The 23153-nt window shown below is 55.8% G+C and carries 24 protein-coding genes and 1 other RNA gene; 10 read left to right on the plus strand and 15 right to left on the minus strand.

All coding sequences use genetic code 11. The features are described from left to right. Nucleotides 1-22: 22 nt before the first annotated feature. From WCX49_RS06715 to WCX49_RS06730, 4 genes are all read left to right on the plus strand, one after another. Nucleotides 23-370: a hypothetical protein gene (locus WCX49_RS06715; RefSeq protein ID WP_345984324.1), complete on the plus strand. Its 348-nt coding sequence runs from the start codon at nt 23-25 to the stop codon at nt 368-370. Further along, complete coding sequence (locus WCX49_RS06720; protein ID WP_345984325.1) at nt 363-566, plus strand: hypothetical protein; 204 nt, start codon at nt 363-365, stop codon at nt 564-566. The genes WCX49_RS06715 and WCX49_RS06720 overlap by 8 nt, the downstream gene beginning before the upstream one ends. Nucleotides 567-670: 104 nt before the next feature. Next, entirely contained in the window at nt 671-1063 is a 393-nt protein-coding gene (locus WCX49_RS06725) for a hypothetical protein (protein ID WP_345984326.1), read from the plus strand. 705 nt (nt 1064-1768) lie between these two features. Next, nucleotides 1769-1966 (plus strand): hypothetical protein, encoded by a 198-nt coding sequence (locus WCX49_RS06730; RefSeq protein ID WP_345984327.1) that lies wholly within the window; start codon nt 1769-1771, stop codon nt 1964-1966. Between the two features lie 321 nt (nt 1967-2287). Here WCX49_RS06730 and WCX49_RS06735 read toward each other — a convergent pair whose 3' ends face one another. After that, nucleotides 2288-2908 (minus strand): hypothetical protein, encoded by a 621-nt coding sequence (locus WCX49_RS06735; protein WP_345984328.1) that lies wholly within the window; start codon nt 2906-2908, stop codon nt 2288-2290. A 219-nt stretch (nt 2909-3127) separates the two neighbouring features. Between WCX49_RS06735 and WCX49_RS06740 the strand changes: the two genes are divergently transcribed. Next, on the plus strand, nt 3128-3751 hold the full coding sequence (locus tag WCX49_RS06740; RefSeq protein WP_345984329.1) for a TetR/AcrR family transcriptional regulator: 624 nt from the start codon (nt 3128-3130) through the stop codon (nt 3749-3751). 24 nt (nt 3752-3775) lie between these two features. Here the strand turns inward: WCX49_RS06740 and rnpB are convergent. The 12 genes from rnpB to mltG all read right to left on the minus strand — a co-directional run bounded on the left by rnpB (nt 3776) and on the right by mltG (nt 15571). Next, nucleotides 3776-4098, minus strand: an RNA gene (gene rnpB, locus WCX49_RS06745) — RNase P RNA component class A. A 290-nt stretch (nt 4099-4388) separates the two neighbouring features. Next, the gene (locus WCX49_RS06750) at nt 4389-4952 is read right to left on the minus strand and encodes a 2-oxoacid:acceptor oxidoreductase family protein (protein ID WP_345984330.1); all 564 of its coding nucleotides are present in this window, start codon (nt 4950-4952) and stop codon (nt 4389-4391) included. An 11-nt stretch (nt 4953-4963) separates the two neighbouring features. After that, nucleotides 4964-5818 carry a 2-oxoglutarate ferredoxin oxidoreductase subunit beta gene (locus WCX49_RS06755; RefSeq protein WP_345984331.1) on the minus strand — a complete coding sequence of 285 codons (855 nt, stop codon included), beginning with the start codon at nt 5816-5818 and terminating at the stop codon, nt 4964-4966. Further along, nucleotides 5818-6972: a 2-oxoglutarate synthase subunit alpha gene (locus tag WCX49_RS06760; protein ID WP_345984332.1), complete on the minus strand. Its 1155-nt coding sequence runs from the start codon at nt 6970-6972 to the stop codon at nt 5818-5820. Before WCX49_RS06760 ends, WCX49_RS06755 begins: the two co-directional genes overlap by 1 nt. Nucleotides 6973-6981: 9 nt before the next feature. Next, complete coding sequence (locus WCX49_RS06765; protein ID WP_345984333.1) at nt 6982-7299, minus strand: 4Fe-4S dicluster domain-containing protein; 318 nt, start codon at nt 7297-7299, stop codon at nt 6982-6984. Nucleotides 7300-7371: 72 nt separating this feature from the next. After that, on the minus strand, nt 7372-7668 hold the full coding sequence (locus tag WCX49_RS06770; protein WP_345984334.1) for a heavy-metal-associated domain-containing protein: 297 nt from the start codon (nt 7666-7668) through the stop codon (nt 7372-7374). After that, the gene (gene sucD, locus WCX49_RS06775; RefSeq protein WP_345984335.1) at nt 7668-8540 is read right to left on the minus strand and encodes a succinate--CoA ligase subunit alpha; all 873 of its coding nucleotides are present in this window, start codon (nt 8538-8540) and stop codon (nt 7668-7670) included. Before sucD ends, WCX49_RS06770 begins: the two co-directional genes overlap by 1 nt. A 3-nt stretch (nt 8541-8543) precedes the next feature. Continuing rightward, entirely contained in the window at nt 8544-9713 is a 1170-nt protein-coding gene (sucC, locus tag WCX49_RS06780) for an ADP-forming succinate--CoA ligase subunit beta (RefSeq protein WP_345984336.1), read from the minus strand. A gap of 24 nt (nt 9714-9737) precedes the next feature. Then, nucleotides 9738-11129, minus strand: coding sequence for a class II fumarate hydratase (fumC, locus tag WCX49_RS06785; RefSeq protein WP_345984337.1), 1392 nt, complete (start codon nt 11127-11129; stop codon nt 9738-9740). A 1-nt stretch (nt 11130) separates the two neighbouring features. Beyond that, nucleotides 11131-12087, minus strand: a complete 957-nt coding sequence (mdh, locus tag WCX49_RS06790; RefSeq protein WP_345984338.1) for a malate dehydrogenase — start codon at nt 12085-12087, stop codon at nt 11131-11133. Nucleotides 12088-12294: 207 nt separating this feature from the next. Next, nucleotides 12295-14469 (minus strand): NADP-dependent isocitrate dehydrogenase, encoded by a 2175-nt coding sequence (locus WCX49_RS06795; RefSeq protein ID WP_345984339.1) that lies wholly within the window; start codon nt 14467-14469, stop codon nt 12295-12297. Between the two features lie 145 nt (nt 14470-14614). Then, nucleotides 14615-15571, minus strand: a complete 957-nt coding sequence (mltG, locus tag WCX49_RS06800; protein ID WP_345984340.1) for an endolytic transglycosylase MltG — start codon at nt 15569-15571, stop codon at nt 14615-14617. On the opposite strand from mltG, the gene WCX49_RS06805 reads away from it, so the two are divergent. The 5 genes from WCX49_RS06805 to WCX49_RS06825 all read left to right on the plus strand — a co-directional run bounded on the left by WCX49_RS06805 (nt 15531) and on the right by WCX49_RS06825 (nt 21795). Continuing rightward, entirely contained in the window at nt 15531-18749 is a 3219-nt protein-coding gene (locus WCX49_RS06805; RefSeq protein ID WP_345984341.1) for an AsmA-like C-terminal domain-containing protein, read from the plus strand. The two genes, mltG and WCX49_RS06805, sit on opposite strands and share 41 nt — an antisense overlap. Nucleotides 18750-18923: 174 nt before the next feature. Further along, the gene (locus tag WCX49_RS06810) at nt 18924-20168 is read left to right on the plus strand and encodes a porin (protein WP_345984342.1); all 1245 of its coding nucleotides are present in this window, start codon (nt 18924-18926) and stop codon (nt 20166-20168) included. 168 nt (nt 20169-20336) lie between these two features. Beyond that, nucleotides 20337-20846 carry an FMN-binding protein gene (locus WCX49_RS06815; RefSeq protein ID WP_345984343.1) on the plus strand — a complete coding sequence of 170 codons (510 nt, stop codon included), beginning with the start codon at nt 20337-20339 and terminating at the stop codon, nt 20844-20846. Next, nucleotides 20846-21328 carry a hypothetical protein gene (locus WCX49_RS06820; RefSeq protein WP_345984344.1) on the plus strand — a complete coding sequence of 161 codons (483 nt, stop codon included), beginning with the start codon at nt 20846-20848 and terminating at the stop codon, nt 21326-21328. The genes WCX49_RS06815 and WCX49_RS06820 overlap by 1 nt, the downstream gene beginning before the upstream one ends. Further along, on the plus strand, nt 21328-21795 hold the full coding sequence (locus WCX49_RS06825) for a hypothetical protein (protein ID WP_345984345.1): 468 nt from the start codon (nt 21328-21330) through the stop codon (nt 21793-21795). The genes WCX49_RS06820 and WCX49_RS06825 overlap by 1 nt, the downstream gene beginning before the upstream one ends. Here WCX49_RS06825 and WCX49_RS06830 read toward each other — a convergent pair. Together WCX49_RS06830 and WCX49_RS06835 are read right to left on the minus strand one after the other, a co-directional pair. Continuing rightward, a complete protein-coding gene (locus WCX49_RS06830; RefSeq protein WP_345984346.1) occupies nt 21731-22231 on the minus strand; it encodes a hypothetical protein in 501 nt (166 codons plus the stop codon). The two genes, WCX49_RS06825 and WCX49_RS06830, sit on opposite strands and share 65 nt — an antisense overlap. Next, on the minus strand, nt 22218-23153 hold the full coding sequence (locus tag WCX49_RS06835) for an FAD:protein FMN transferase (protein ID WP_345984347.1): 936 nt from the start codon (nt 23151-23153) through the stop codon (nt 22218-22220). Before WCX49_RS06835 ends, WCX49_RS06830 begins: the two co-directional genes overlap by 14 nt.

The following is a 23153-nucleotide window of genomic DNA, read 5'->3' on the forward strand; positions in this document are numbered from 1 at the left end:
TTTCGGGTCAAATGATCCTGGAATGTCACAATCATCTGAACCTGACCAGAACCAAAACGTACTCGGTATCACTGAAACGGAAAACGGTGGGGTGAGTGCATCGTTCGGTGAAGGAAGCGTCGCGCAGCAAGTCTACGACGCAACGCCGGATTGGCTCAAATACCTGACCTTCGACAGCTACACGACGGCCGACCCGTCAAACGGCAACTTCAACACCTCCACGCAGTTTGAAAAGGACGTGGCGGACATTGCCGACGGTATCGGATCAAAACTTCTCAAGTACGGCGCTTACGCCGCCCTGCTCTTCATCGGGTTCACCTCGCTCAAAGAGTACACGGCGGAGCGGTCCAGAAAGGCCGCCCGTGCTTGAGCTGCTCGACTTCATCAAAGACTACGTCGATGTGATCATGCTGCTCGTGATCTACCCGCTCGTCAACGGTGTCCGCTACCTGAAATCCATTAATGACAAAATCGTTATAATCAGCAGCGATCACACCAACTTCAAACGGACGGTACGGGAACATGACAGACGGATCACAAAACTCGAAGTCAAAGTGGGGCCCTAGCGCCCTGCTCTACTTTCTGGCCGCCGCGTGCGGCCTTGCTATCGCTCTAACCGCCGACTACATAGACGGCGGGATCATCTTCACACTTCAATAACAGGACCATCATGAAAAAAATCATCATCGCGGCCGTCGCCGCAGCACTCACATTGACCGGATGCGGCGAAAGCAGCAGTAGCAGCGGGGACAGCAGCAGCACCACGACGCAGTACAACGTCACGCTTGGAACCGGATCGACCGGGCAGACGCTTACCTATGACTGTGGCGGCGCCGTCGTTGACAATCTGACCATCAACGGCACGAACAACCAGATCGAAATGAAGAACTGCGACGTTCAAACGTTGATCTACAACGCTGATACCTCCGCAATCGCTTTCACAGGTACGTCAGACATGCAGACGATCCAGTACAGCGGCAGCGGCCAGAACTACGTTTATGCGCCGCAATTCATCCTCGACCGCATCCCGGACACGCTCGGCTTCGTCGAAACGGCAATCTGACCGTCCGCGTCACGGTAAAGCGTGACGGATCGATCGCAATTCGCCGCTGCCGCGTCACGTTTTTCCCTCCTGGAATAGTCACAGTTTTTTATCCTGGCGCGTCACGGCGCGCGGCGGGAAAAATCACCCCCTTCATAAATCGCCGTAAACGCATTTTATGCCGTTGTGCATATCTGACCTCGTTTTTTAGGTAAAAATCGAAATTTGGCCCGTTTCCGCTCGAATCCTGCACTATTCCGATCCATCAAACGAAACCTTCAGCCATAAATCAACCGAAAGCCGAACACCTTCAACCCTTTCCGCTGCGCGAAGCGCACCCTAGAGCGCGTCGCCCTTCGGCGAGGCAAGCGATATCACTCTGCACAGCCCGCAGGGCGTCGTGCAGCAACCGATCAGGCAAGGAGCACCGCGACGCGCAGGTAAAAACATCGGTATATGGGCCGACGAAGGAGGCGCACCGATCAGGGCCGCCCCCGGGCGGACCAGTGAGGAGGCGCAGCCGACGAGCACCGCGTCGAATTTCCGAAAATTTCCCCCTGGTCGATCACCTCTGCCCTAAAAGACTTTCTTTAAAGAATTCCTTTATAAGATAGCCACCCGTCGAAAACGACGGGGTAACCCGTCGAAAACGACGGGGTATAATGTGCCCAATTTCTACACGATTTTTTCGTACCCTATATGTGCATTGAGAGCAAAGGAGATTTTATGGCCAGACCTGACACTGGAAGGAAGGATTATGCGTTCTTCATACGGCTTACAGAGGAAGAAAGGGAGGCTATACGGCTCAAAACAAAGGCTTTAAGGGACGAACACGGCCTAGCAATGTCTGCGGTCCTGCGAAAAGTCCTTCTGGATCATATGAATGATAGTGATTTTCTAAAATTAATCGGGATGAAAGAATAAAACCATAGGTTTATGTGATATACTTGAGGCTGCTGATTTTCATTTGAGGCGCGGCAACGCCTCGAAGGAGATCAAAGGCGGCAACCTTTGATCGTTCAGTTACATTTCCCTGAGCAGGAATCATATGGTAACCTTAAGCACCATTCTACCCTACTTTTGCCTTTTATGCCCCTTAAACCTTAAACCTCATAATGTATATTCTCTTGAAATAAGTTTTCCGTTCCCGATCCCCCATTCCACAATGAGCCCGCTGTCACAATAGACATTATTTAATATAAGCAATTACATTAAATAATATGGCGACAAGGAGAAAACAAAACACTATTTCGGCATAAGCGGTCTCGGTGCCGGATGGACAGCCGGACGCGTAATCAATGTGTCCAGGATCAGCAGTTTCGGCACCCAGCGGCTTTTAAACGCGGATTTGTCACCGTCCAGCACCATAATGCTCTTAAAGGCATCCAGGTTGGCTGTATGGTCGCTAGCGGCTCTCTCAAGCGCTTCTTCCATCTGAGCCGCACTGAGACCGTAGATCATCTTAATACCGCGTTTATGCATGTTCTGGGCAACCGCGAGCAGTACGCCGCCCTCTTTCCATTCGATGGCATAAAAGCCGAGGTTGCCGATTCGGTCGATCTGCGATACCTTCCTGGCCGCAAAAATAAGATCGAGCGAACGTCCCAGGTCATAGTGATAGCGATAAGGCGGCTGCGTCACCGCCAGCTCGTAGACAATATGCCGTCCCCCCTGCACTGCGTACAGCGTACGCCTGATCGTGAGGCCCTGCATGCCGATACGGTCTTCGGCGATCTTTTCCGTACTGACGGTCAGGCGATCCTGACCGATCTCCACCCCCAGAAGCAGATCGTCTTTTTCAATAATAGAGGGGGAACTGCAGCCGACAAAAAGGACGCTGCAAATGCTGATAAAAAGCGGTTTCATCCTTGACTCCATATATAAAAATATCAATAACTGACAAATGCGTTTTAAAGACCTGATGATTATACCTGACCGGCACTTGTCTGCCCATGAATAAAATGAACATATGTTAATTTACATCGTGAACCAAAAGAACAAGTGTTCACATTTGATTAAGGATAAATTAACAGACGTTCATATACACTTTCTAAAACATGAACATTCGTTAATAAGGAGACTGAAATGCCCGAAAACAGGGAGTTTAAGAAAGGTGGCGATACAAAGAAGCTGATCGAGGAAGCTGCCATGGATCTCTTCGCGGAACATGGCTACAAAGGTGCTTCCGTACGTAAAATCGCTGCAAAAGTCGGGATCAGGGAGAGTGCGCTGTACAACCATTTTGAAAACAAAGAAGCGATTTTCCTGGCCGTCGCAGGCAGGGTTTTCGCCTCGCCTTTCGCCCACCAGAAGACCGATGATTTCGTGCAGGAGAATGCGAAAAAAGGACGCTCTTTTCTGCATAAGTTCATGACCGAATTCAAGCTGATGACATTCGATAAAAAGTACGAAAAACTCTTCCGTTTTATGCTGATCGAACTGATGCAGAATGACGTGTTGCGCAGCGGGTTCCGGCAGGAGTTCCATGATGCGAATATCAAGGTGCTCTCTTCGGGTTTCTTCATCATGATGCAGGAGGGCCTTATCCGCTCCAATGACCCTATGACGCTCGCCAATGCCTTCCTGGGGCAACTATTCTATCTGCGGCTGCAGGTCAGCCTTCTAAAGGCTGACAGCATGCCTACGACGGCACTGTCGACGGCATTTGAAAAACAGCTCGACCTCTTCTGGTCATCGATCAGTGAATAAGCATATGGGATAAAAGAGATAGGGAAGAAAGGTACAACGGTAAGCCGGGTTCTGTTGATGCGATAATTTATCTACTGCATCCGTTACCGGATGCCTCCAGCGAAACAAAAGCATTGTAAGACGCTTACCATCTGTTTCTTGCTGCCAGGCTGGGTTTACATAGCTTCCGCCATTGCTGGCGGAACTGGTAGGCTCTTACCCCACCGTTTCACCCTTACCGCTTGCGCGGCGGTCTGCTCTCTGTTGCACTGTCCCTCGGCTTTCGCCGGCCATCCGTTAGATGGAGCCCTGTCTTACGGCAGCCCGGACTTTCCTCTTGAAAATCAAGCTATCGCACGTTGTACCGGTGATATTATAGCATATGAGAACGGATCGAAATAAATAATATATTATATAATATTACAAACTTCTTCAACTTTTCGATCAGACGCCTGCTCTTTGTCGGCTGAACGATGCATTGATGCTGTGTCGTATTCGAGAATTCACTGGAGTCATTGATACCGTCGAGGCACCGATTATACCTCTCACTTGCAGAATCCGGCGCCCTCTTCTATTTTCCCGGATCGATGGCTATATAAGATATTATATAATATTAGATTGATGATCAAAAAAAAGCGGCGAGGAGCCGCCCTTTTCCTTACGCTGCCAGCGTAACGCCGGACTCGATTGCGTACTTGACGCCGAGTTCCCAGGCTTTGAGGTTCGCTTCGTGTACTTTTTTCGGTACTTTGGAGAGCATGACCTCTTGGAGGGATTCCGGGTTCAGAACGCTTGTGATCTGGTTGGCAATCGCCATCGCGACGACAGACTGCGTAATAACGTTACCGACCTCTTCTTTTGCGATCGTAATAATGGGGATCTCAACGATAGTCCATGTCTGACGGTCTTCGTCTGTCGGGTGAACCAGGTTCGGGTCAACAACGATAACGCCGCCCGGCTTTACACCCTTCTTGAAAGACTGGTAGCTGACGTCCGCAACGGAAAGCATGAAATCGATCTCGCCTTCGTTCGCGTACGGGTAGCGGATCTCTTCATCGTCAAGCGTAATGTCAACGACGGTCGGGCCGCCGCGGACCTGGGAAGTATAGGTCGCAGTCTTCAGACCGAAACCACCGTCTTTGATCTTACAGGCCGCCATGATTTCGCCGGCGAGGAGAACCCCCTGCCCGCCTACACCGGTAAAGCGCAATGTATGTCTCATTTCATGTCTCCTTAGATCTTTTTCTCGAAGTCGTCTTGCGTCAGTTTCGCACGCTTGCCTTGTGCAGCGGCTTTGATCTGATCGTAAGATTCACAGTACTCAGGCTCCTGAACTTCTTTAAGGACACCTGTCGGGAATACATTTTTCTTCTCTTCGTCAGAGAGGGCTTCCCACTTGCGCAGCGGCATGGTGATGCTGTCGATCCACTCGAGGTTCTGCATCGCGCTCGCCATTTTGTTTTTACGGCCAAGGTTGATGTGGCAGTTGGACATGATGTCGAAGAAAGAGAAACCTTTGTGGCTGAAGCCTTTGACCAGGATCTTCTCGAGTTTCTTCGGGTCGAGCATCGTTTCGCGTGCAACAAAAGAGGCACCCGCACCGATCGCCAGCGCACATGCGTCGAACGTCGGGTCGATGTTACCATTCTTCTGGCTGACGGTCCACATCCCCTGCGGCGTCGTCGGGGACGTCTGGGAGTTTGTCAGACCGTAGATGAAGTTGTTGATCAGGATGAAGTTCAGGTCGATGTTACGGCGGCAACCGTGAATGGTGTGGTTACCACCGATCGCCAGGCCGTCACCGTCACCGGCAACAACGATCACGTTTGCTTCTGGTTTCGCAAGCTTGACACCGGTGGCGTACGCAACGGTACGACCGTGTGTCGTGTGAATCGTATTACAGTTGATGTAAGAGCTGAAACGCCCGGAACAGCCGATACCGGAAACGACACAGACCTTGTCCATGTCCCATCCCATTTTCTCGATCGCGCGGATCGTCGCTTTGAGGATGACACCGTCACCACAGCCCCAACACCAGAGTGTCGGCATCTTGTCTACACGAAGGTATTTGTCGTAGTTAAAAGCCATTACATCATCTCCTTAACTTTTGCTACCATCTCTGCCGGCGCGATAGGGCGACCGTTTGCTTTGAGCAGGCGCGTGAAATCGTTACGGCGAACGATACGTTCGATTTCCGTAGAGTACTGACCCATGTTCAGCTCGGTTACCATGATCTTGTCACCGAAGCGTTCACCGATCTTGCGGATCTCGGCTTCCGGGCTCGGCCACATCATGATCGGGCGGAAGAGACCGGCTTTGATCCCTTCTGCACGCAGTTTCTGTACCGCTTCGAAAGCACCCAGTGCGATGGAGCCGTATGCGATGATACAGACTTCCGCGTCGTCCATCAGGACCTCTTCGTAATCCGGAAGATCGTCAAGGCCGTCGTTTTGTGCAGCAACCGTGTTGATCTTGCCGGTGAGGCGTTCGATGTTGAATTCGCACTGTTCCGCATCTTCCGTCGGGAAGCCTGTCGGTCCGTGGTGCAGACCCGTAACGTGGTAGCGGTACCCTTCGAACATCGGGTTCAGGACCGCCGGCTGGTTCATCGGAACGTCGTACGGGCGGTAGTCTTCCGGCGCACCGTCGAATGTCGCGCGGTTAACGATGCTCGCTTCAACCTCTTCGAGGTCCGGGAGTTCCGCTTTACCGTGCATGTGACCGATCGTCTCATCCAGAAGCATGAAGACCGGTGTCATGTATTTTTCCGCGAGGTTGAAAGCGCGGACCGTCTGCGTATAACACTCTGTCAGGGAACCTGCACAGAGGGTAATAGAGGCGTAGTCACCGTGTGTCGGGTATTTCGCCTGGCCGATATCCGCCTGGGAAACACGTGTCGGCAGACCTGTGGAAGGGCCGCCGCGCATGACGTTGACGATAACGAGCGGGATCTCGGCGATGAAGCCCAGACCGATCTGCTCCGCTTTGAGGGAGATACCCGGGCCTGATGTCGCCGTGAACGACTTCGTACCGGTCATGGAAGCACCGAGGGCAGCGGAAATACCGCCGATCTCGTCTTCCATCTGGATCGCGACGCCGCCGACTGCCGGCAGCAGATCGGATGCTTCGTGCATAACTTCGGAAGACGGTGTAATCGGATAACCGCCGAAGAAACGTGCGCCCGCATCTACAGCCGCTTTTGCCGCCAGTTCGTTACCTGTTGAAATTACAATTCTTGACATTCCTGCTCCTTACTGCTCAAGTGACATATAGTTGTTAGCAACGATCGCCGCCTGGCGTGCCTTTGCTTCATCTGTCAGCTTCGCAAATTTGTACTCTTTCTTATCTGCAACATAAATCGCAAAGTCCGGACATGTGAGTTCACACTCGTTACAGCCGATACACGCTTCCGGGTGGTCGATGGAGATCATCGCACCCAGTGTAGATGTCGGTTCATAACGCATCCCCAGAACGCCCGAAGGGCAGACGGAAACACAGATATCACATGCTTTACAGTTATTGGTGTTGACCCAGACAGGGACGTCACCCGGTTTTTCAGTCTGAAACATTAATACTCCTCCATTTATTTGCGAGATAAGGGATCTCATAAAAGACTCCTGCGAGTCCTTTATGAGGATCCCCTACTCATCGCTTTTGGTTGAAAATTTTCCGACGGCGCAGGAGACGAAACTTTTCGCTTTCAGTCCCGCTGCATCCAATCCGCTGACCTGCTCTTCTGCAAGAGGATAACCCAGGCCACGTAAAATCGATTTGAATAGTGCTGATTGCGCCTCGTCGTCAACATCTGCTGTTACGATACGAGGCTCACACGTCAAATCGACTTCAACGGATGTAAACCCTTCGGCTTCGAGTGCCTTTGTAATCGTCGCCGCGCAACCGCTGCAGCGGACGTTGGCGACGGCGACACTCTCTTTCATTACTTTGAAAGGACCTCTGCGACCGCTTTGCCGATCTCGGCAGGCGAAACGACGACTTTGACACCGGCCGCTTCAAGCGCTGCCATCTTCTCGGCCGCCGTACCGGCTGCACCGGAGACGATTGCCCCGGCGTGGCCCATACGTTTACCTTTCGGCGCGGTCTGGCCCGCGATAAAAGCTACAACCGGTTTGGTGATATTTTCCTTAATAAATGCAGCTGCCTGAATTTCCAAGTCTCCGCCGATTTCACCGATCATAACGATCGCTTCCGTTTCCGGATCCGCTTCGAAGAGCGGCAGCAGCTGCTTATAAGAAAGACCGATGATCGGGTCACCGCCGATACCGACTGCCGTCGTGATACCGAAGCCCTGCTTGACGACCTGGTTTGCACCTTCGTAGGTCAGGGTACCGGACTTGGAGATCAGGCCGACGTTCCCTTTTTTGAAGATCATGCCCGGCATGATCCCGATCTTGCACTCTTCGGCAGTGATGATACCCGGGCAGTTCGGCCCAATCGTCTTCATGCCTTTTTTCGTCGCGTACATTTTTGCGTACATCATGTCGCGGACCGGTGCGCCTTCGGTAATGATGACGGCCAGTTCGATACCGGCATCCGCCGCTTCCATGACGGCGTCACCGACGAATGCCGGCGGAACGAAGATCATGGAGACGGTGGCACCCGTCGTGTCTACCGCGTCTTTAACCGTATTGAAAACCGGTTTGCCCAGGTGCTCCTGGCCGCCTTTGTTCGGGGTAACGCCGCCGACGATCTGTGTGCCGTAGGCGATACACTGCTCAGCATGGAAAGTACCCTCTTTCCCTGTGAAACCCTGAACGATAACTTTGGTATCTTTGTTTACAAGAATTGACATTAATTACTCTCCTTTCGCTGCTGCGACGGCTTTGGCTGCACCGTCTGCAAGGTCTTCCGCCGCGATAACATTCGCGATATTGGCGTTTCTGAGGATCTCCGCCGCTTCCGGGGCGTTCGTACCGTCGAGGCGGACGATGACCGGAACATGAACGTCGACCAGTTTCGTTGCCTCAAGGATACCGTTGGCAATACGGTCGCAGCGGACGATACCGCCGAAGATGTTGACGAAAATCGCTTTGACGTTCGGGTTCTTGAGGATGATCTCGAAGCCCTTTGCAACGGTTTCCGCATTTGCTTTACCGCCGACGTCCAGGAAGTTCGCCGGCGTACCGCCCATATAGTTGATGGTATCCATCGTCCCCATCGCGAGGCCTGCACCGTTGACCATACAGCCGATCTCGCCGTCGAGGGAGACATAAGAGAGGCCGAAGCGGCTTGCTTCGCGCTCGTCCGCATCCTCTTCGGAGATATCACGCATGTCTTCGATGTCCGGGTGGCGGCCCAGTGCAGAGTCGTCAAAGCCCATTTTGCCGTCGAGGGCAAGGAAGTCGCCCGCACCGGTTTTGATCAGCGGGTTGATCTCGATCATCTCCGCGTCGTTTTCCATGTAAACATTGTAGAGGGCTGCGGCAAATTTGATAAATTTGCCCTGCTCCTCTTTCGCCAGACCGAGGCCGAAAGCGAGTTCGCGGCCGTGGAAGCCCTGGAAACCGATTGTCGGGTCGATGGCGACCTTGATGATTTTCTCAGGAGTCTCTTCAGCGACCTTCTCGATCTCCATACCGCCTTCGGTAGAAGCCATGATAACCGGCATCTCTTTCGCACGGTCGAGGACAACGCCGAGGTAGAGTTCGTCTTTAATGTCCGCACCCTCTTCGATGTAGACCTTCTGGACAAGTTTCCCTTCCGGGCCGGTCTGGTGCGTCACCAGGTTCATGCCGAGAATCTGCGTTGCCAGTTCACCGACTTCATCCAGTGAACGTGCCAGTTTGACACCGCCGCCGAGGCCGCGTCCACCTGCGTGGATCTGTGCTTTCACAACCCAGATGTCGCCACCCAGTTCAGCGGCGTTTCTCACCGCCTGGTCTGCCGTATTGGCTACGATGCCGCGCGGGGTCGGTACACCGTATTTGGCAAAAATCTGTTTCGCCTGATATTCATGGATATTCATATTCTCTTCTCCTCCTTTATTAGGTTACGCTTTCGGGGCGATCATGTCACCCGGAACAACATATTTATCGAACTCTTCGGCACTCAGCAGGCCGAGGTTGACCGCCTCTTCCTTGAGGGTCGTGCCGTTTTTGTGCGCTGTTTTGGCGATCTTCGCCGCATTTTCGTAACCGATATGCGGGTTGAGCGCCGTGACGAGCATCAGCGAGTCGTTGAGGAAGTGTTCGATGTTCTCAACGTTTGCCTTGATGCCGACGGCGGCATTGTCGTTGAAAGAGACGATGCTGTCGGCGAGCAGGCGGACGGACTGCAGGAAGTTGTAGGCGATCACCGGCTTGAAAACGTTCAGCTCGAAGTTCCCCTGAGATGCCGCAAAACCGATCGTCGCGTCGTTCCCCATGACCTGGCAGGCGACCATCGTGACCGCTTCGCTCTGCGTCGGGTTGACCTTGCCCGGCATGATGGAGGAACCCGGCTCGTTTTCCGGGATGGAGATCTCGCCGATCCCGCAGCGCGGGCCGGATGCAAGCCAGCGGACGTCGTTGGCGATTTTCATCATATCGGCTGCCAGCGCCTTGAGGGCGCCGTGGGCGAAGACAAGCGCGTCGTGGGACGTCAGGGCGTGGAACTTGTTCGGTGCCGTAACGAAATCGTGGCCTGTCAGTTCGGACAGTTTCGCCGCGACGCGTTCGCCCAGTTCCGGGTGGGCGTTGAGGCCCGTACCGACCGCCGTACCGCCGAGGGCGAGTTCGCGCACCGCTTCCAGGGAGTCTTTTGCCATCTTTTCGGACTTGGCGAGCATCTCGACCCAGCCGCTGATCTCCTGACCGAGGGTCAGCGGTGTCGCATCCTGAAGGTGCGTACGGCCGATCTTGACCAGGTGCGCAAACTCTTCGCTTTTCGCCTGGAGCGTCGCTTTGAGCTTGGCGATCGCCGGGAGCAGACGCTCTTCGACCGCGATGACGGACGCGACGTGCAGGGCCGTCGGGTAGGTGTCATTGGAGCTTTGGGACTTGTTGACGTCGTCGTTCGGGTGCACAAGCTTCTCTGTGCGGAAGTCACCGCCGAGGATCTCCGTCGCGCGGTTGGCGAGGACCTCGTTGTTGTTCATGTTCGACTGCGTACCGGAACCGGTCTGCCATACGACGAGCGGGTAGTTGCCGTCGAGTTTGCCCGCGAGCATCTCGTCCGCCGCCTGGGCAATCGCCTCCGCTTTTTTTGCATCAAGCTTGCCCAGGTCCATATTGACCAGGGCAACGGCTTTTTTCAGATAGGAAAACGCACGGGTAATCTCGTACGGCATCGTCTCTTCACCGATACGGAAGTTCTGGATCGAACGCTGCGTCTGGGCACCCCAGTACGCATCTTTGGGGACCTGCATCTCCCCCATCGTATCCTTTTCGATTCTGTAGTCCAAATTAGGCCTCCTCAAAGAATTTATTTTCGTTCAGCGTGTCGATCAGGGTCTGGACCGAGCTGCACGAGCGGGCGAACATCTCTTTCTCTTTTTCATTGAGTGTTACTTCGATGATCTTCTCCGCCCCGTTGGCACCGATCATGACCGGGACGCCGGAAACAACGTCGTCGTAGCCGTACTCGCCCTCGAGGTAGACGGCACACGGGTGGATCTGCTTCGTGTCTTTCAGAATCGCTTCGACCATGATCGCCGTGGATTTCGCCGGGGCGTAATACGCCGAACCGGTCTTGAGGTAGCCGACAATCTCGGCACCGCCGTGGCGCGTGCGGTCGACGATCTCGTCGATCTCATCCTCGGTGAGGAGGTCGAAGAGCGGAACGCCCGCAACGGTGGAGTAGCGCGGAAGCGGTACCATGTCATCCCCGTGGCCGCCCATGACGGAAGCGCGGATCTGTCCGCCGCCGTAGCCCAGTTTTTCCTGGATGAATGCCGCCATACGGGAGCTGTCGAGGATACCGGCCATACCCAGGACGCGGCTGCGGTCGAACCCGCTCTCTTTGAGGGCGACATAGGTCATCGCGTCAAGCGGGTTTGAGACCATGATGATGATCGCGTTCGGAGAGTATTTCGCGATGCCGCTTACAACCTCTTTGGTGATGTTGGCGTTGATCATCAGCAGGTCGTCGCGGCTCATACCCGGCAGACGCGGGCTGCCCGCCGTCACAACGACGACGTCACAGTCCGTGAGCTCTTCCATGCTCTCGGCGACGCTGACAACCGTGTGGCTGCGGACCGCTGCCGCTGCCTGTGACATATCGAGTGCCTTCCCTTTCGCAACTTCGATCTTGTTGTCGCGCAGAATGATTTCATGGCACGAACCGAGCATCGCCAGTGAGTATGCGACGGTGGCACCTACGTTTCCGGCGCCGACGATTCCAACACGTTTACCCTGATTCATTGTTGAAGTCCTTTTCGATTAATTGGCTCTTCTGCACCGCTATACACATAAGCAATATGTGCGAACACACACCATTATGCATACATGGCAGAAGATTGTACATTATAAGTAAAATAAGATTAAGTCCACTGAGTGAACCCGTTAGAATGGTAGAAAGGTAACACCTACCCTTCTACCGTGTTCCGAATCGGAACACATGTTTTCCGCTTAGAGAGCGTCGATAATCGCGTTGAGCGTTGCAGACGGGCGCATTGCCGCTTCCGCTTTCGCATCATCGGGGTGGTAGTAACCGCCGATATCCTGCGCTTTGCCTTCGGCAGCCATCAGCTCTTCCATGATCTTCGCTTCGTTCTCTTTGAGCGCTTTCGCTACCGGCGTAAACTTCGCCTGCAGTTCAGCATCCAGAGAGTCAGCCAGTGCCGTTGCCCAGTACTGTGCCACGTAGAAGTGGGACGCTTTGTTGTCCGGCTCGCCCGCTTTGCGGCCCGGTGCCTTGTTGTTGTCAAGGTACTCCTGGTTCGCCACGTCAAGCGCAGCGGTCACGGCCGCCAGCTTCGCGTTCGGGTTCTTCTGCTCGATCATGCGCAGTGACTCCGCCAGGGCGAGGAATTCACCCAGGGAGTCCCAGCGGAGGTGACCCTCTGCCAGGAACTGGTCGACGTGCTTCGGCGCGGAACCGCCGGCACCCGTCTCAAACAGGCCGCCGCCCGCGAGCAGCGGAACGATGGAGAGCATTTTTGCCGATGTGCCGAGCTCGAGGATCGGGTACATGTCGGTGAGGTGGTCACGCAGTACGTTACCGGTAACAGCGATCGTGTCTTTTCCGGCACGGATGCGCTCGTTCGTGAAGCGCGTCGCAGCCGTGATGTCCATAAAGTGGATCTCCAGACCGTCCGTATTGAACTCCGGCATGTATTTTTTGACCTTCGCGATCATCTGCGCATCGTGTGCACGGTTTTCGTCCAGCCAGAAGACAACCGGGATCTGCTCGATCTGGCCGCGTTCGAATGCGAGGCGGATCCAGTCTTTGATCGGGATATCTTTCGCACGTGACATACGCCAGATATCACCCGCTTCACACTCGAAGCTCATCAGAACCGTACCGTCTTCTGCCGTGACCGTTACGGTACCCGCTTCGGCGAGTTCGAATGTCGTCGGGTGGGAGCCGTACTCTTCCGCTTTCTGCGCCATGAGACCGATGTTCTGCATCGTCCCCATTGTCGTGACGTCGAACTGACCGTTTTTCACACAGTCGGCGACCATCTCTTCGTGGAACAGACCGTAAGTAGAGTCCGGGATGACCGCGACACACTCGAGCGCGTCACCGTTGCGATCCCACTGCTTACCGCCTTCGCGGACGACGACCGGCATGGAAGCATCGATGATGATGTCGTTCGGTGCATTGAAGTTTGTCGTCCCTTTGTCAGAGTCGACCATCGCGATTTTCGGGCTGTCGGAATCGACGACTGCTTTGAAAGCCGCTTTGATCTCGGCCTCTTTCGCATGCCCTTTGATCTTCTTCTCGAGATCGGACATACCGAGGTTCGGGTTGACACCGACCTCTTTGAAGGTATCCGCATATTTCGCGAAGACGTCTTCGAAGAAGATTTCGAAACCGTGACCGAACATGATCGGGTCGGAGATCTTCATCATCGTCGCTTTGAGGTGGACCGACCAGATGACGCCTTTCGCTTTCGCGTCTTCGATCGTCTGTTTGTAGAAAGCACGCAGCGCGCTGACAGACATAAACGTACCGTCAAGAACTTCACCCTCGAGGGCGTCGATTGTCTTGAGCGTATTGCCGTTGAGTGCGATCGTCACTTTCTGTGCTTTGTCCATCGTGACGGACTTCTCGTTGCCGTAGAAGTCGCCGTTACCGGCCATGTGCGCTACATACGCTTTGGAGTTGTCAGAGTACGCTTTGAGGCGGTGCGGGTTTTTCTGCGCATAGTTCTTGACCGCTTTCGCTGCACGGCGGTCGGAGTTTCCTTCGCGGAGAACCGGGTTGACCGCAGAACCGAGGCAGGTGCTGTACGTTGCCTGGAGCGCTTTTTCTTCATCGTTCGCCGGATTTTCAGGGTAGTTCGGGATATCGTAACCCTGGCTCTGAAGTTCGGCAATACAGTCTTTGAGCTGACCGACGGATGCAGAGATGTTCGGCAGCTTGATGATGTTACCTTCAGGCTTCAGGACAAGCTCGCCCAGTTTTGACAGTTCATCTTCACCTTTACCCATCGCGGCAAGGACACGACCTGCAAGTGAGATATCGCTTTGTTCCAGTTCAACGCCGCCCTCAGCGCAGAATTTGGAAGCAATCGGAAAGAACGAGTATGTAGCCAAAGCCGGAGCTTCGTCAATTTTCGACCAAATGATTTTAGACATTCTATATCCTCGAAGTGTGAAGTTGATCGGCATTACTAAATATAATTTAGAACCGCCGATTGAAAATTACAGGGTCATCATATCACTTCAATCGTGTTTCATGCCAAATCAAGAATGAACGGGGAGGAATATTTGGATTACTGTATCATTTAGTAACACGGTTAATATTACGTAAGTGTGTAGAATAGTAACGTGTAAAGCGGTGCTTACCGTCCGCACCTTTCGTAAAATAGAGGTACTCCGTTTTGGCCGGGAAGATCGCCGCCCTGATCGCTTCAAAGCCCACGTTGCAGACCGGTGCGGCGGGCAGTCCGTTGTGCAGATAGGTGTTGTATTCGCTTTTGTCCGTGCGGATCCGGGCGGCGGTGATCCGCTCGTGGGAGTAACGGCCGTAATTGAGCGTACCGTCCATCTGCAGCTTCATCCCCTTGGCCAGACGGTTGGCGATCACAGAGGAGACCAGCGGCATCTCCGCGTTGTCTGCCGCCTCTTTCTGGATGACGGAGGCAATAACAATATAGTGGTACCATTTGCGTTCATTGTAGAGGCCGAAGATCTTCTCCGACCAGGCGCGCTGTTTCGTCTCGGCGTAGTGCAGCAGCAGGCGGACCGCGTCGGATTCGGTAATGCCGATGGGGAGCTGGTAGGTATCGGGAACCAGCGCACCCTCATGATAGGGGCTCTGCTCCCGGAACGCTGCCATCAGCCGCTGCGGATCAAGCCCGTGGCTCTCGGCGAGCTGTGTAAAAAAGACATGGGTCGTCTCCCCGGGAACGAGGGTGACCGGCTTCATCGCCGCCTTGGAGGTCGTGATGCGGTAAAGGAAGTCGCCGTGGGTCATCGCCGTACTGCCAAGGTCGATCCAGCCGTGCTGCGGTCGCCCGATGAAACGCATCAAAAAGGCGTCCAGACGGTTGAGCTGCGGGTTGGCGGTTTCGAGGTGTGTTATAATCTTGCGAATTGATCCCTGGGGAATATAGAGCACCTTCGATGTCGTGAGCCCCATATTCAGGTAATAGATGAACGACAACGCCATCAGCAGAGCGATTGCACAAACCCATTTGACGATCATCTCCGTCATTGCCTTCTGTCTGGTCGTCATTACCGTTCTCTACCTCACCCTCTCAAGCGGAATCCATCTGGGCAAGCTGAAACTCGGCCGCCTTTATGCGGAGCAATTATACCTCAAGTGGGACAATGCCCTTCGCGTCGAGATCGGGACGATCGCCCTCGCCCCTTCCGATGCTCCGGAGGAACCCACAAGCCTTCTGGACCTTCAGCGGCGCGTTGCCGCCGCCCTGCGCCACATGGATGATCTCTGGATCGGCAGCCTGCGTATCGACCGTATCCGGATCGGCAACGACATGAACGGATCGGTCCTCTTCGATCCGCGCCGCCGCAGCCAGCTCCTCCTGGCCTCGCCGCAGCGGGGGCACCTGGCGCTGACCCTCTCCCCCGTCCGGTTTTCGGATGCCTATAAGGTAACGTGCTACGGGGATACGCACGATTTCAACGGGACGTTCCGGCTCGAGGGGGTCCTGCAGCCGGAACAGAGCGAGTTCTACCTGGGCGGCGCCGTCGATATCGCTGCGGACATCCACCTCCGCCTGGGGCTGCACGCGACGCGGGATGCCCTGACACTGAACACCTTCTCGACCGAACCGTTTGCGAGCGTCGCGCCGATCGTCAAACCGCTTCACCTCTCCGACAAAATCGAATCCTGGATCGTCGCGCGGGCCCAGGGCGGACCGGTGATGCTGCACACCCTGCAGACGACCCTCCCCTATGCCGAACCGGCCAAAGCCTTCGACAATCTGTTTGGCCACCTGACGTTTCAGAATGCCCGTTACCGGTTTGCCAATGTCCCGGAGGATTTTGAACCCGCCCTCGCCCCGAACGTGACCGTCCGTTTCGAGCGCAAAACCCTGGAGATCCGTCCGGAGCATGCCACCTTCTACGGCCAGCCCGGCGGCGATACCCGTATCGACATCGATTTCGGCGCCCATGCGCCGCAGCTGCGGCTCTCTATCCTCACTACGGCGCAGTTCATCCCCCCGCTGCAGCGCCTGACCGCTTCGTACGGCATCGACCTCCCCTTTACCCAGACCGAAGGGCTCACCGATACGAACCTGACCCTGACCGTCAACCTCGGCGATTCCCACACCACGGCGCAGGCGCAGTTCAACACGGCCAAAAGCCGCATCGATCTCTCCGGTCTCCCCATTGCCGTTTCCCGTGCCGCGGTCGATCTCAAAGGCTCCGAGGTCACCCTGCGCTCCGTCGAGGCGGCGCTTTTTGAGGACAACGTGACGGGGCGCGTCAGCGGTACCTTCAACCCGGCAAAACACAACGGTGCCCTGCGGTTCAATATCGGCGAAGTACGTTACCCGGTCGGCGCCGCCCCCATTACCCTCGACCCGGCCACCGTGCCGCTGCATTTCGAATACCGCTTCGACCCCAAGGGCGACACCATCCGGTTCGACGCCTCCCGCTGGCACTATATGGAGCACAATCTCTCCGCCGATGCCTTTACCGCACCGTTCGATCTGAAAAAGCTCCTGATGACCCTTCCCAAGACGGCCGTCGCTGTCGACAAGGCAGCACGGGCGACCGTCGAAGGCGAGATCTCCCTTGCCGATCCCTCGGCGTCTCTGCTCGTGGACCTGCTGTCGCTCCGGGCCGGGACACTGAAGGCCACGCAGGCACACGCCCGCTTTCATATCCGCGCCGACCAGAACATCACGGTGACGAGCAGCGCAGAAACACACTGGACGCTGGATGAAACGCCGGTTTCCATCTCCCCCTTTACCCTGTCGCGCCAGCACGGGATCTTCAGGCTCTCACCGGCCGTCGTCTCGATCGAACACCAGCTGACCGGTTCCGTGGAAGGGATTTTCGAGCCGGCTACCATGGCGACCGAACTCAACGTGTCGAAATTCCGGCTGGAAGACGAAGGACTCGGCAGACTGCTGCAGGGGATGGAGCAGTTCAGCGTCTATATCGTCCCCATCGATGATGAGTACGACATCGTCATCCCATCGATCAATATGGTCTACTCCACGCTCGGGCACGGATGGCGCCTGCACTTTTTCTCCCTCGATGCATTCACGCGCCACTCCCCGCTGCTGCGCGACTACAATCTGACCGACAGTACCATCTCCGCCTGGTCAGAGAGCGGCGGCTATCCCGTCAGCTTCGAAGGCACCGTCGACTACCCCTACGCCCTGACGGCTTTCGACGGCAAACCGGTCAACATCTACAGTTTCAAAGGTCAGATCGAGCAGAACGGTTCGCTTGCATCGACGATCAACGACCGCATCACGGTGGAGCGCAGCGATACGATCCGCATCCGCTCGAACGGCGTCGCTTTTAGCCAGCCCGAACTGACCCGTTTCTACCGCGAGCACCATTTCAGCAGCGACGAGAATACCAGCGAATCGAACACCACGATCCACATCGACGCCAACAATACGGCGATCCTCTTCCCGGGCGACCGCAGGGCCAAAGCCGACCGCATCACCATCGACTACAGCAACAACCATATCCAGGGGCAGCTCTACAAAGCCGACGGGGGCGCCAAGCTCGAGGTAAAGGGCGAAACGTTCTACCTCTTCGGGTACCGGCTCGACGACGACTTCATGAACCATTTTTTCAACCTCACCAAAGTCAAAGGCGGCACACTGGACTTTTACCTCATAGGGGAAAAGGATGATTTCAAGGGTCTGGCCAAGATCAACGATACGACCGTACGCGACTACGTGCTTTTCAACAATCTCTTCGCCTTTATCAATACCGTCCCCGCCCTGGTCACCTTCTCGCTCCCGTCCTATGAGACCAACGGGATCAAGGTGCGCTCCGCCTATACCGAACTCGCGTTCCATGAGAAAGTGCTCTCGATCTCAAACATCAAGATCGACAGCAAAGAGCTCGATTTCGCCGGCCAGGGCACCATCGACTACAATACGGAGCGCATCAAGATGCAGCTCTCCGTCAAAACGCGGGCCGCGGAAAACATCCGGAAGATCCCGCTGGTCGGCTACATCCTTGTCGGTGACGACCAATCCGTCCTGACGACGCTGAACGTCTCGGGCCCGCTGAGTGACCCGAAGGTGGAAAATACGATCGCCAAGGATATCATCGTCAGCCCGTTCAACATCCTCAAGCGCACCCTCGATTTCCCGGTCCACTACCTCAAAAAGCTTGACAGCGGCACTGACGACGAGGCCGAAAAGACAACCGAGACCCAGCCAATCACTTCGGGCATTCCTCCCATTAATTGAGACTCACTCTCAAAAAGTTACCAAACGTGACAAAAATGTTTTTCGTCCTTCATTTTTGATAATGATTGTCATATCTATTGACATTTAGAGGAAAAATCGCCTATACTTCACCCATAATTTTGGGAATGATTCTTGAAATCATGGAATCAATCACCACCTCATAAGGATAACTTGATGAAGCACATTGCACTCTCACTGGCAGCCGCCCTCCTGGCAGGCACGGCACTCTATGCAAACGAACTCGACGATCTCAAAGCACAGATCGCCGAACTTCAGGAAAAGACGGATGCCCTGATCGACGAGACGTCGAATCTGAAGACCGGGTTCAACTATACGACGGTCGACACCAACACCTCCGTCAACGGCATGGGGCCGGCGGCCTCCAAGGTCTACTACTCCAAGTCTCCGCTCTCCATCGGCGGGTACGGCGAAATGTTCTGGTCCTCCCCGGACAATGACGGTGCGGCCGGTGACGCCTATACGGACGTCTACCGCTTCGTTCCCTACATCGGGTACAAGTTCAGCGACAATATCGTCCTCAACACCGAACTCGAGTTCGAACACGGCGGCGAAGAGGTCGCGATCGAGTTCATGTACCTCGACTTCCTGCTTTATGAGGCGTTCAACATCCAGGTCGGTAACTTGCTGGTACCGATGGGGCTCATCAACCAGCGTCATGAACCGACGCTCTTCAATACGGTGCAGCGCCCGGATGTCGAAAAATACCTGATCCCGTCCACCTGGCATGAGACCGGTATCCTCGCCTACGGCAGCTTCAGCGACATCGGTCTGAGCTACACGGCCGGGATCATCAATGCCCTGGCGCTGAACAACGATAACAATATGCCCGGTTCCGTCAATAAAAAGTGGATCCGCAGCGGCCGTATCGGTTCGGAGGAGAACGGCCCGATGCAGCGCGTCGCCTTCGTCGGCCGCGTGGACTACAGCGGCATCAGCGGCCTGCTCCTGGGGACCTCCGCCTATTACGGTGCCGCGACACAGGGGCGCCCCAGCGGTGTAAACGCCTTTATGTACGACGTCTACGGCCAGTATGAAAAGGCGGGCTTCAAGCTCAAGGGGCTCTACACCGCCACCAGCGTCTCCGATGCGGAGAAGATCTGGGCCGAAGCGGCGGACGGTGCGGAAGGGTACTATGTCAATGCGGAATACGACGTGCTCGCGACGCTTTCCACGCGCTACCGCCTTCCGGTCTTTGTCCAGTATGAGAACTACGACCCCGTCTCCTCCGTCGCCGGCGGCACACGCCCCGACCTCGAGCAGACCAACACGACCGTCGGCCTGAACTTCTTCCCACACGAGCAGGTCGTCCTGAAAGCCGACTACGCCATGACCGACTACCACGACAGCGCCCTTGAGGACTACAATGTCATCAGTGTCGCGATGGGCTTTGTTTTCTAAAACGGCTTTGGCGGAACAGCCCGGCATGCAGGTTTTCCCCCTCCTGCATCCCGGGCCCGCCGTTGCCGTCGTGTGTTATAATTTTTTGCCGAACCGATCATCAAGCCCCCTGACCCCAGGGGTTTGATAATCCGTTTACAAGAGAGATCCATGCTGAAAAATCTGATAATGACCGTCTTTTTACTCGGTGCCGCTGCAGAAGCCGCGCCGCTTATTTCACCCATCGAAGCGATGCAGCACGCCTTCGGAGCCCAGAGTGAAGTGACGAAGAAAAACAAACTGATCAACAGCGGACAGGCCGCCGCCGTCACCAAGCTTGCCAAACTCAAGCTCGAGACGAAGATCTACCGTTTTTATACCGCAGCAATCGACGGCAAGGACGTGGGGTACGGGGTGCTTATCACACGCCAGGTCCGCCAGAAAGATGCCACGGTGCTCTACATGATCGCCCCCGAAGGCACGATCCGCGCCATTGAAATCGTCGCCTTTAACGAACCGCCGGAGTACATGCCGCAGCACACCTACCTCGAGCAGTTCAAAGGCAAGGACGCCAATGCGACGCTGCGCGTCGGCAAAGACATCCCGACCGTCAGCGGCGCGACGCTGAGCGCACGCAACGTCACCGACGGCGCCCGCCTTGCGCTCGCACTCTTTGAAACCGTCATCAGGAAGCACTGATGCGCTTCACCCTCGTCAAGGACCTGCGCAGCGATGCGCTGATGCGTCCGCTGCTCAACGGCCTGCTCCTCTTTGCGGGGAGCTTCCTCGTCGCCGACGCCTTTCTCAAACGCGACCATATCGGCCTCGACCGCGAGCGCCTCTCTAACACCCTTTACGGTAACGAAGCGGAGTTCATCGACCCCGTCAGCGAACACTTCGTGCTCGAGCTCCTGCACAGCGACATCTTCTTTATGATGATGACCCTGCTGACCCTCTCCGCCGTCTATGCGCGCCTCTGCCCGCTCAAACGCATCGCCGCGGTCGTGATCAACCTTGCGATGGTCGCCGCCCTTGCGGACGTCGTTTTGTTCGCACTGGCCTATTACAGGGGGGACGCCTACCTGCTGCCGTGGCTGGGGGCTTTCTGGACCTGGCACGGCGCGGCGCTTTTCATGGCCTTCGCCTCGTTGCTCTACCTGAACGTCCTCAAGAAGCCCTGATGCAGCGCGCCTACCGATTCGCCATCGCCTATTTCGCCCTCTTCGGCCTGCTGCTGCTGGCGTCCGCCGCTGCGCTCTTTGCCAGCAAGATCGGCTTCTCCCTGCAGGGGATCGAGCTTTACTACCTGGGCAGTGAAACGGTCCCGGGCAAAAGCCCCTACGGCCTCCTGGAGAGTGCCGTCCCGCACCTGGGCGCAATGGGGCTTTTCATCATGGTGGGTGCGCATTTTATGCTCTTTGCGCCCGCGCGGGCCAAACGGCGCACCCTTTACCTTGCACTCGCCCTTTTCGCCGCCGCCCTGCTCGACATCGCCGGCGGCTACTTTATTGCCTCGGGCGCTGTCTCATTGGTCTGGGTGAAGTTCGCCGCCTACATCACCCTCAGCCTGCTGGGCACCCTGCTCATGCTTCAGCTGCTGTACTACGCTTTTTGGCATAGCTTGTCGCCGCGACGACATCCCCGATAATGGCGCGGTGGTAGGCAAAAGGGGCTTTGATATGGCTGATGACGTAGCGGCCGCCCGAGGTCGTCAGCACCTCCAGCGTTCCCACGTCGATGCGGTTTTTGAACCGTTCGTTGTAGGGTTTGATATAGATGGTCCGGATCTCTTCGAGGTTGATCGGGATGATCTCACGGTTTTTGAACCCCTTGTGAATGATAAGACGTTTGGGGGTCAGGACGCAGTGATAGTGTTTCTTTTCCCGGATCTCCTGCAGGTGCATGTAAAACGTGCGGAGGATCAGCACCAGCCCGATCACCCCGATCTCGTACTCGTAGCCGATGAACAGCAGCAGCGCCCCCAGCCCGTACAGGGAGAGGATGCCGTTATAAAAGGTCTTTGAAATCTCCGCGGCCACCAGGATATCCTCATCCGGATGCAGCATCTTCTCAATCGTCTTCATGCTCCGCCTCCAGTGCCCTGAGGTAGTGCGACAGGTTGTCGCTTTTGACCATTGTACCGTCATTGTAGATCAGGACATAGCCCACGGGCAGCGTCCGTAAAAAGGCGACGGTCTTCTCCGCCGGCATCACGGCCGCCGCAGTCGTCCAGGCGTCGAGGTCCCCGCTTCGGACGGTACCGACAAGGGTGATCGAGGCGAAGCTGCGCTCGGGAGTGCGCGTTTTGGGGTCGATCAGGTGGTTATGGCTTTTGTCCCCGATAAAGCGCCGGTAATCGCCGCTCGTACTCATTCCCGTTTCCGGGGCCACGCTCTCGAAGGTCATCAGCACCTTTTCTGAAAAGGGGTCCTGGATCGCCAGGAGGCAGCGGCCGATGCAGCGGATATCCCCGCTGAGCGCCACGGTGCCCTCTCGCACCCCGCACTGCCGCAGCGACGCGACAGCGGCATCGACTCCCACCCCCTTGCCGAAACCGCCGAAATCGAGCATCGCACCTGGGGCGAGCATCGCGGTCGTCGCATTGAACTCCAGCAGTTCCAGTCCGATCGGAAGGCCGGCGACTTCCGCCCTGCCGGGCAGCCGCTCCTCCTCGCCGAAGCGGTAGGCCCCGCGGCTAAGCGCCCCGATGGTGATATCGAAATAACCGCTGCTCTGAACGTAGTAGCGCACCGCGCTCTGCAGCGCGTCGTAGAGCGCGGGCGAGATCGCCAGCGTTTTGTCGCGGTTAAGACGGTAAACCTCCGCGGCCGGGTCGTAGGATGAGAGCGCCTTCTCAACGAAGGTCATCGCCGAGAAGGCCCTGTCGATGCATCCGGCCCCGTCATCCGGCACGGAGACGGTGGCGAAGGTGCCCATCATGACACGGGTGCGCTCCGCCGCCTGCAGCGACGCGAGCAGAAGCAGCAGCAGAACGAACGGCTTCAT

It is taken from the genome of Sulfurimonas sp. HSL-1656, assembly GCF_039645585.1.
Taxonomy (GTDB): Bacteria; Campylobacterota; Campylobacteria; order Campylobacterales; family Sulfurimonadaceae; genus Thiomicrolovo; species Thiomicrolovo subterrani.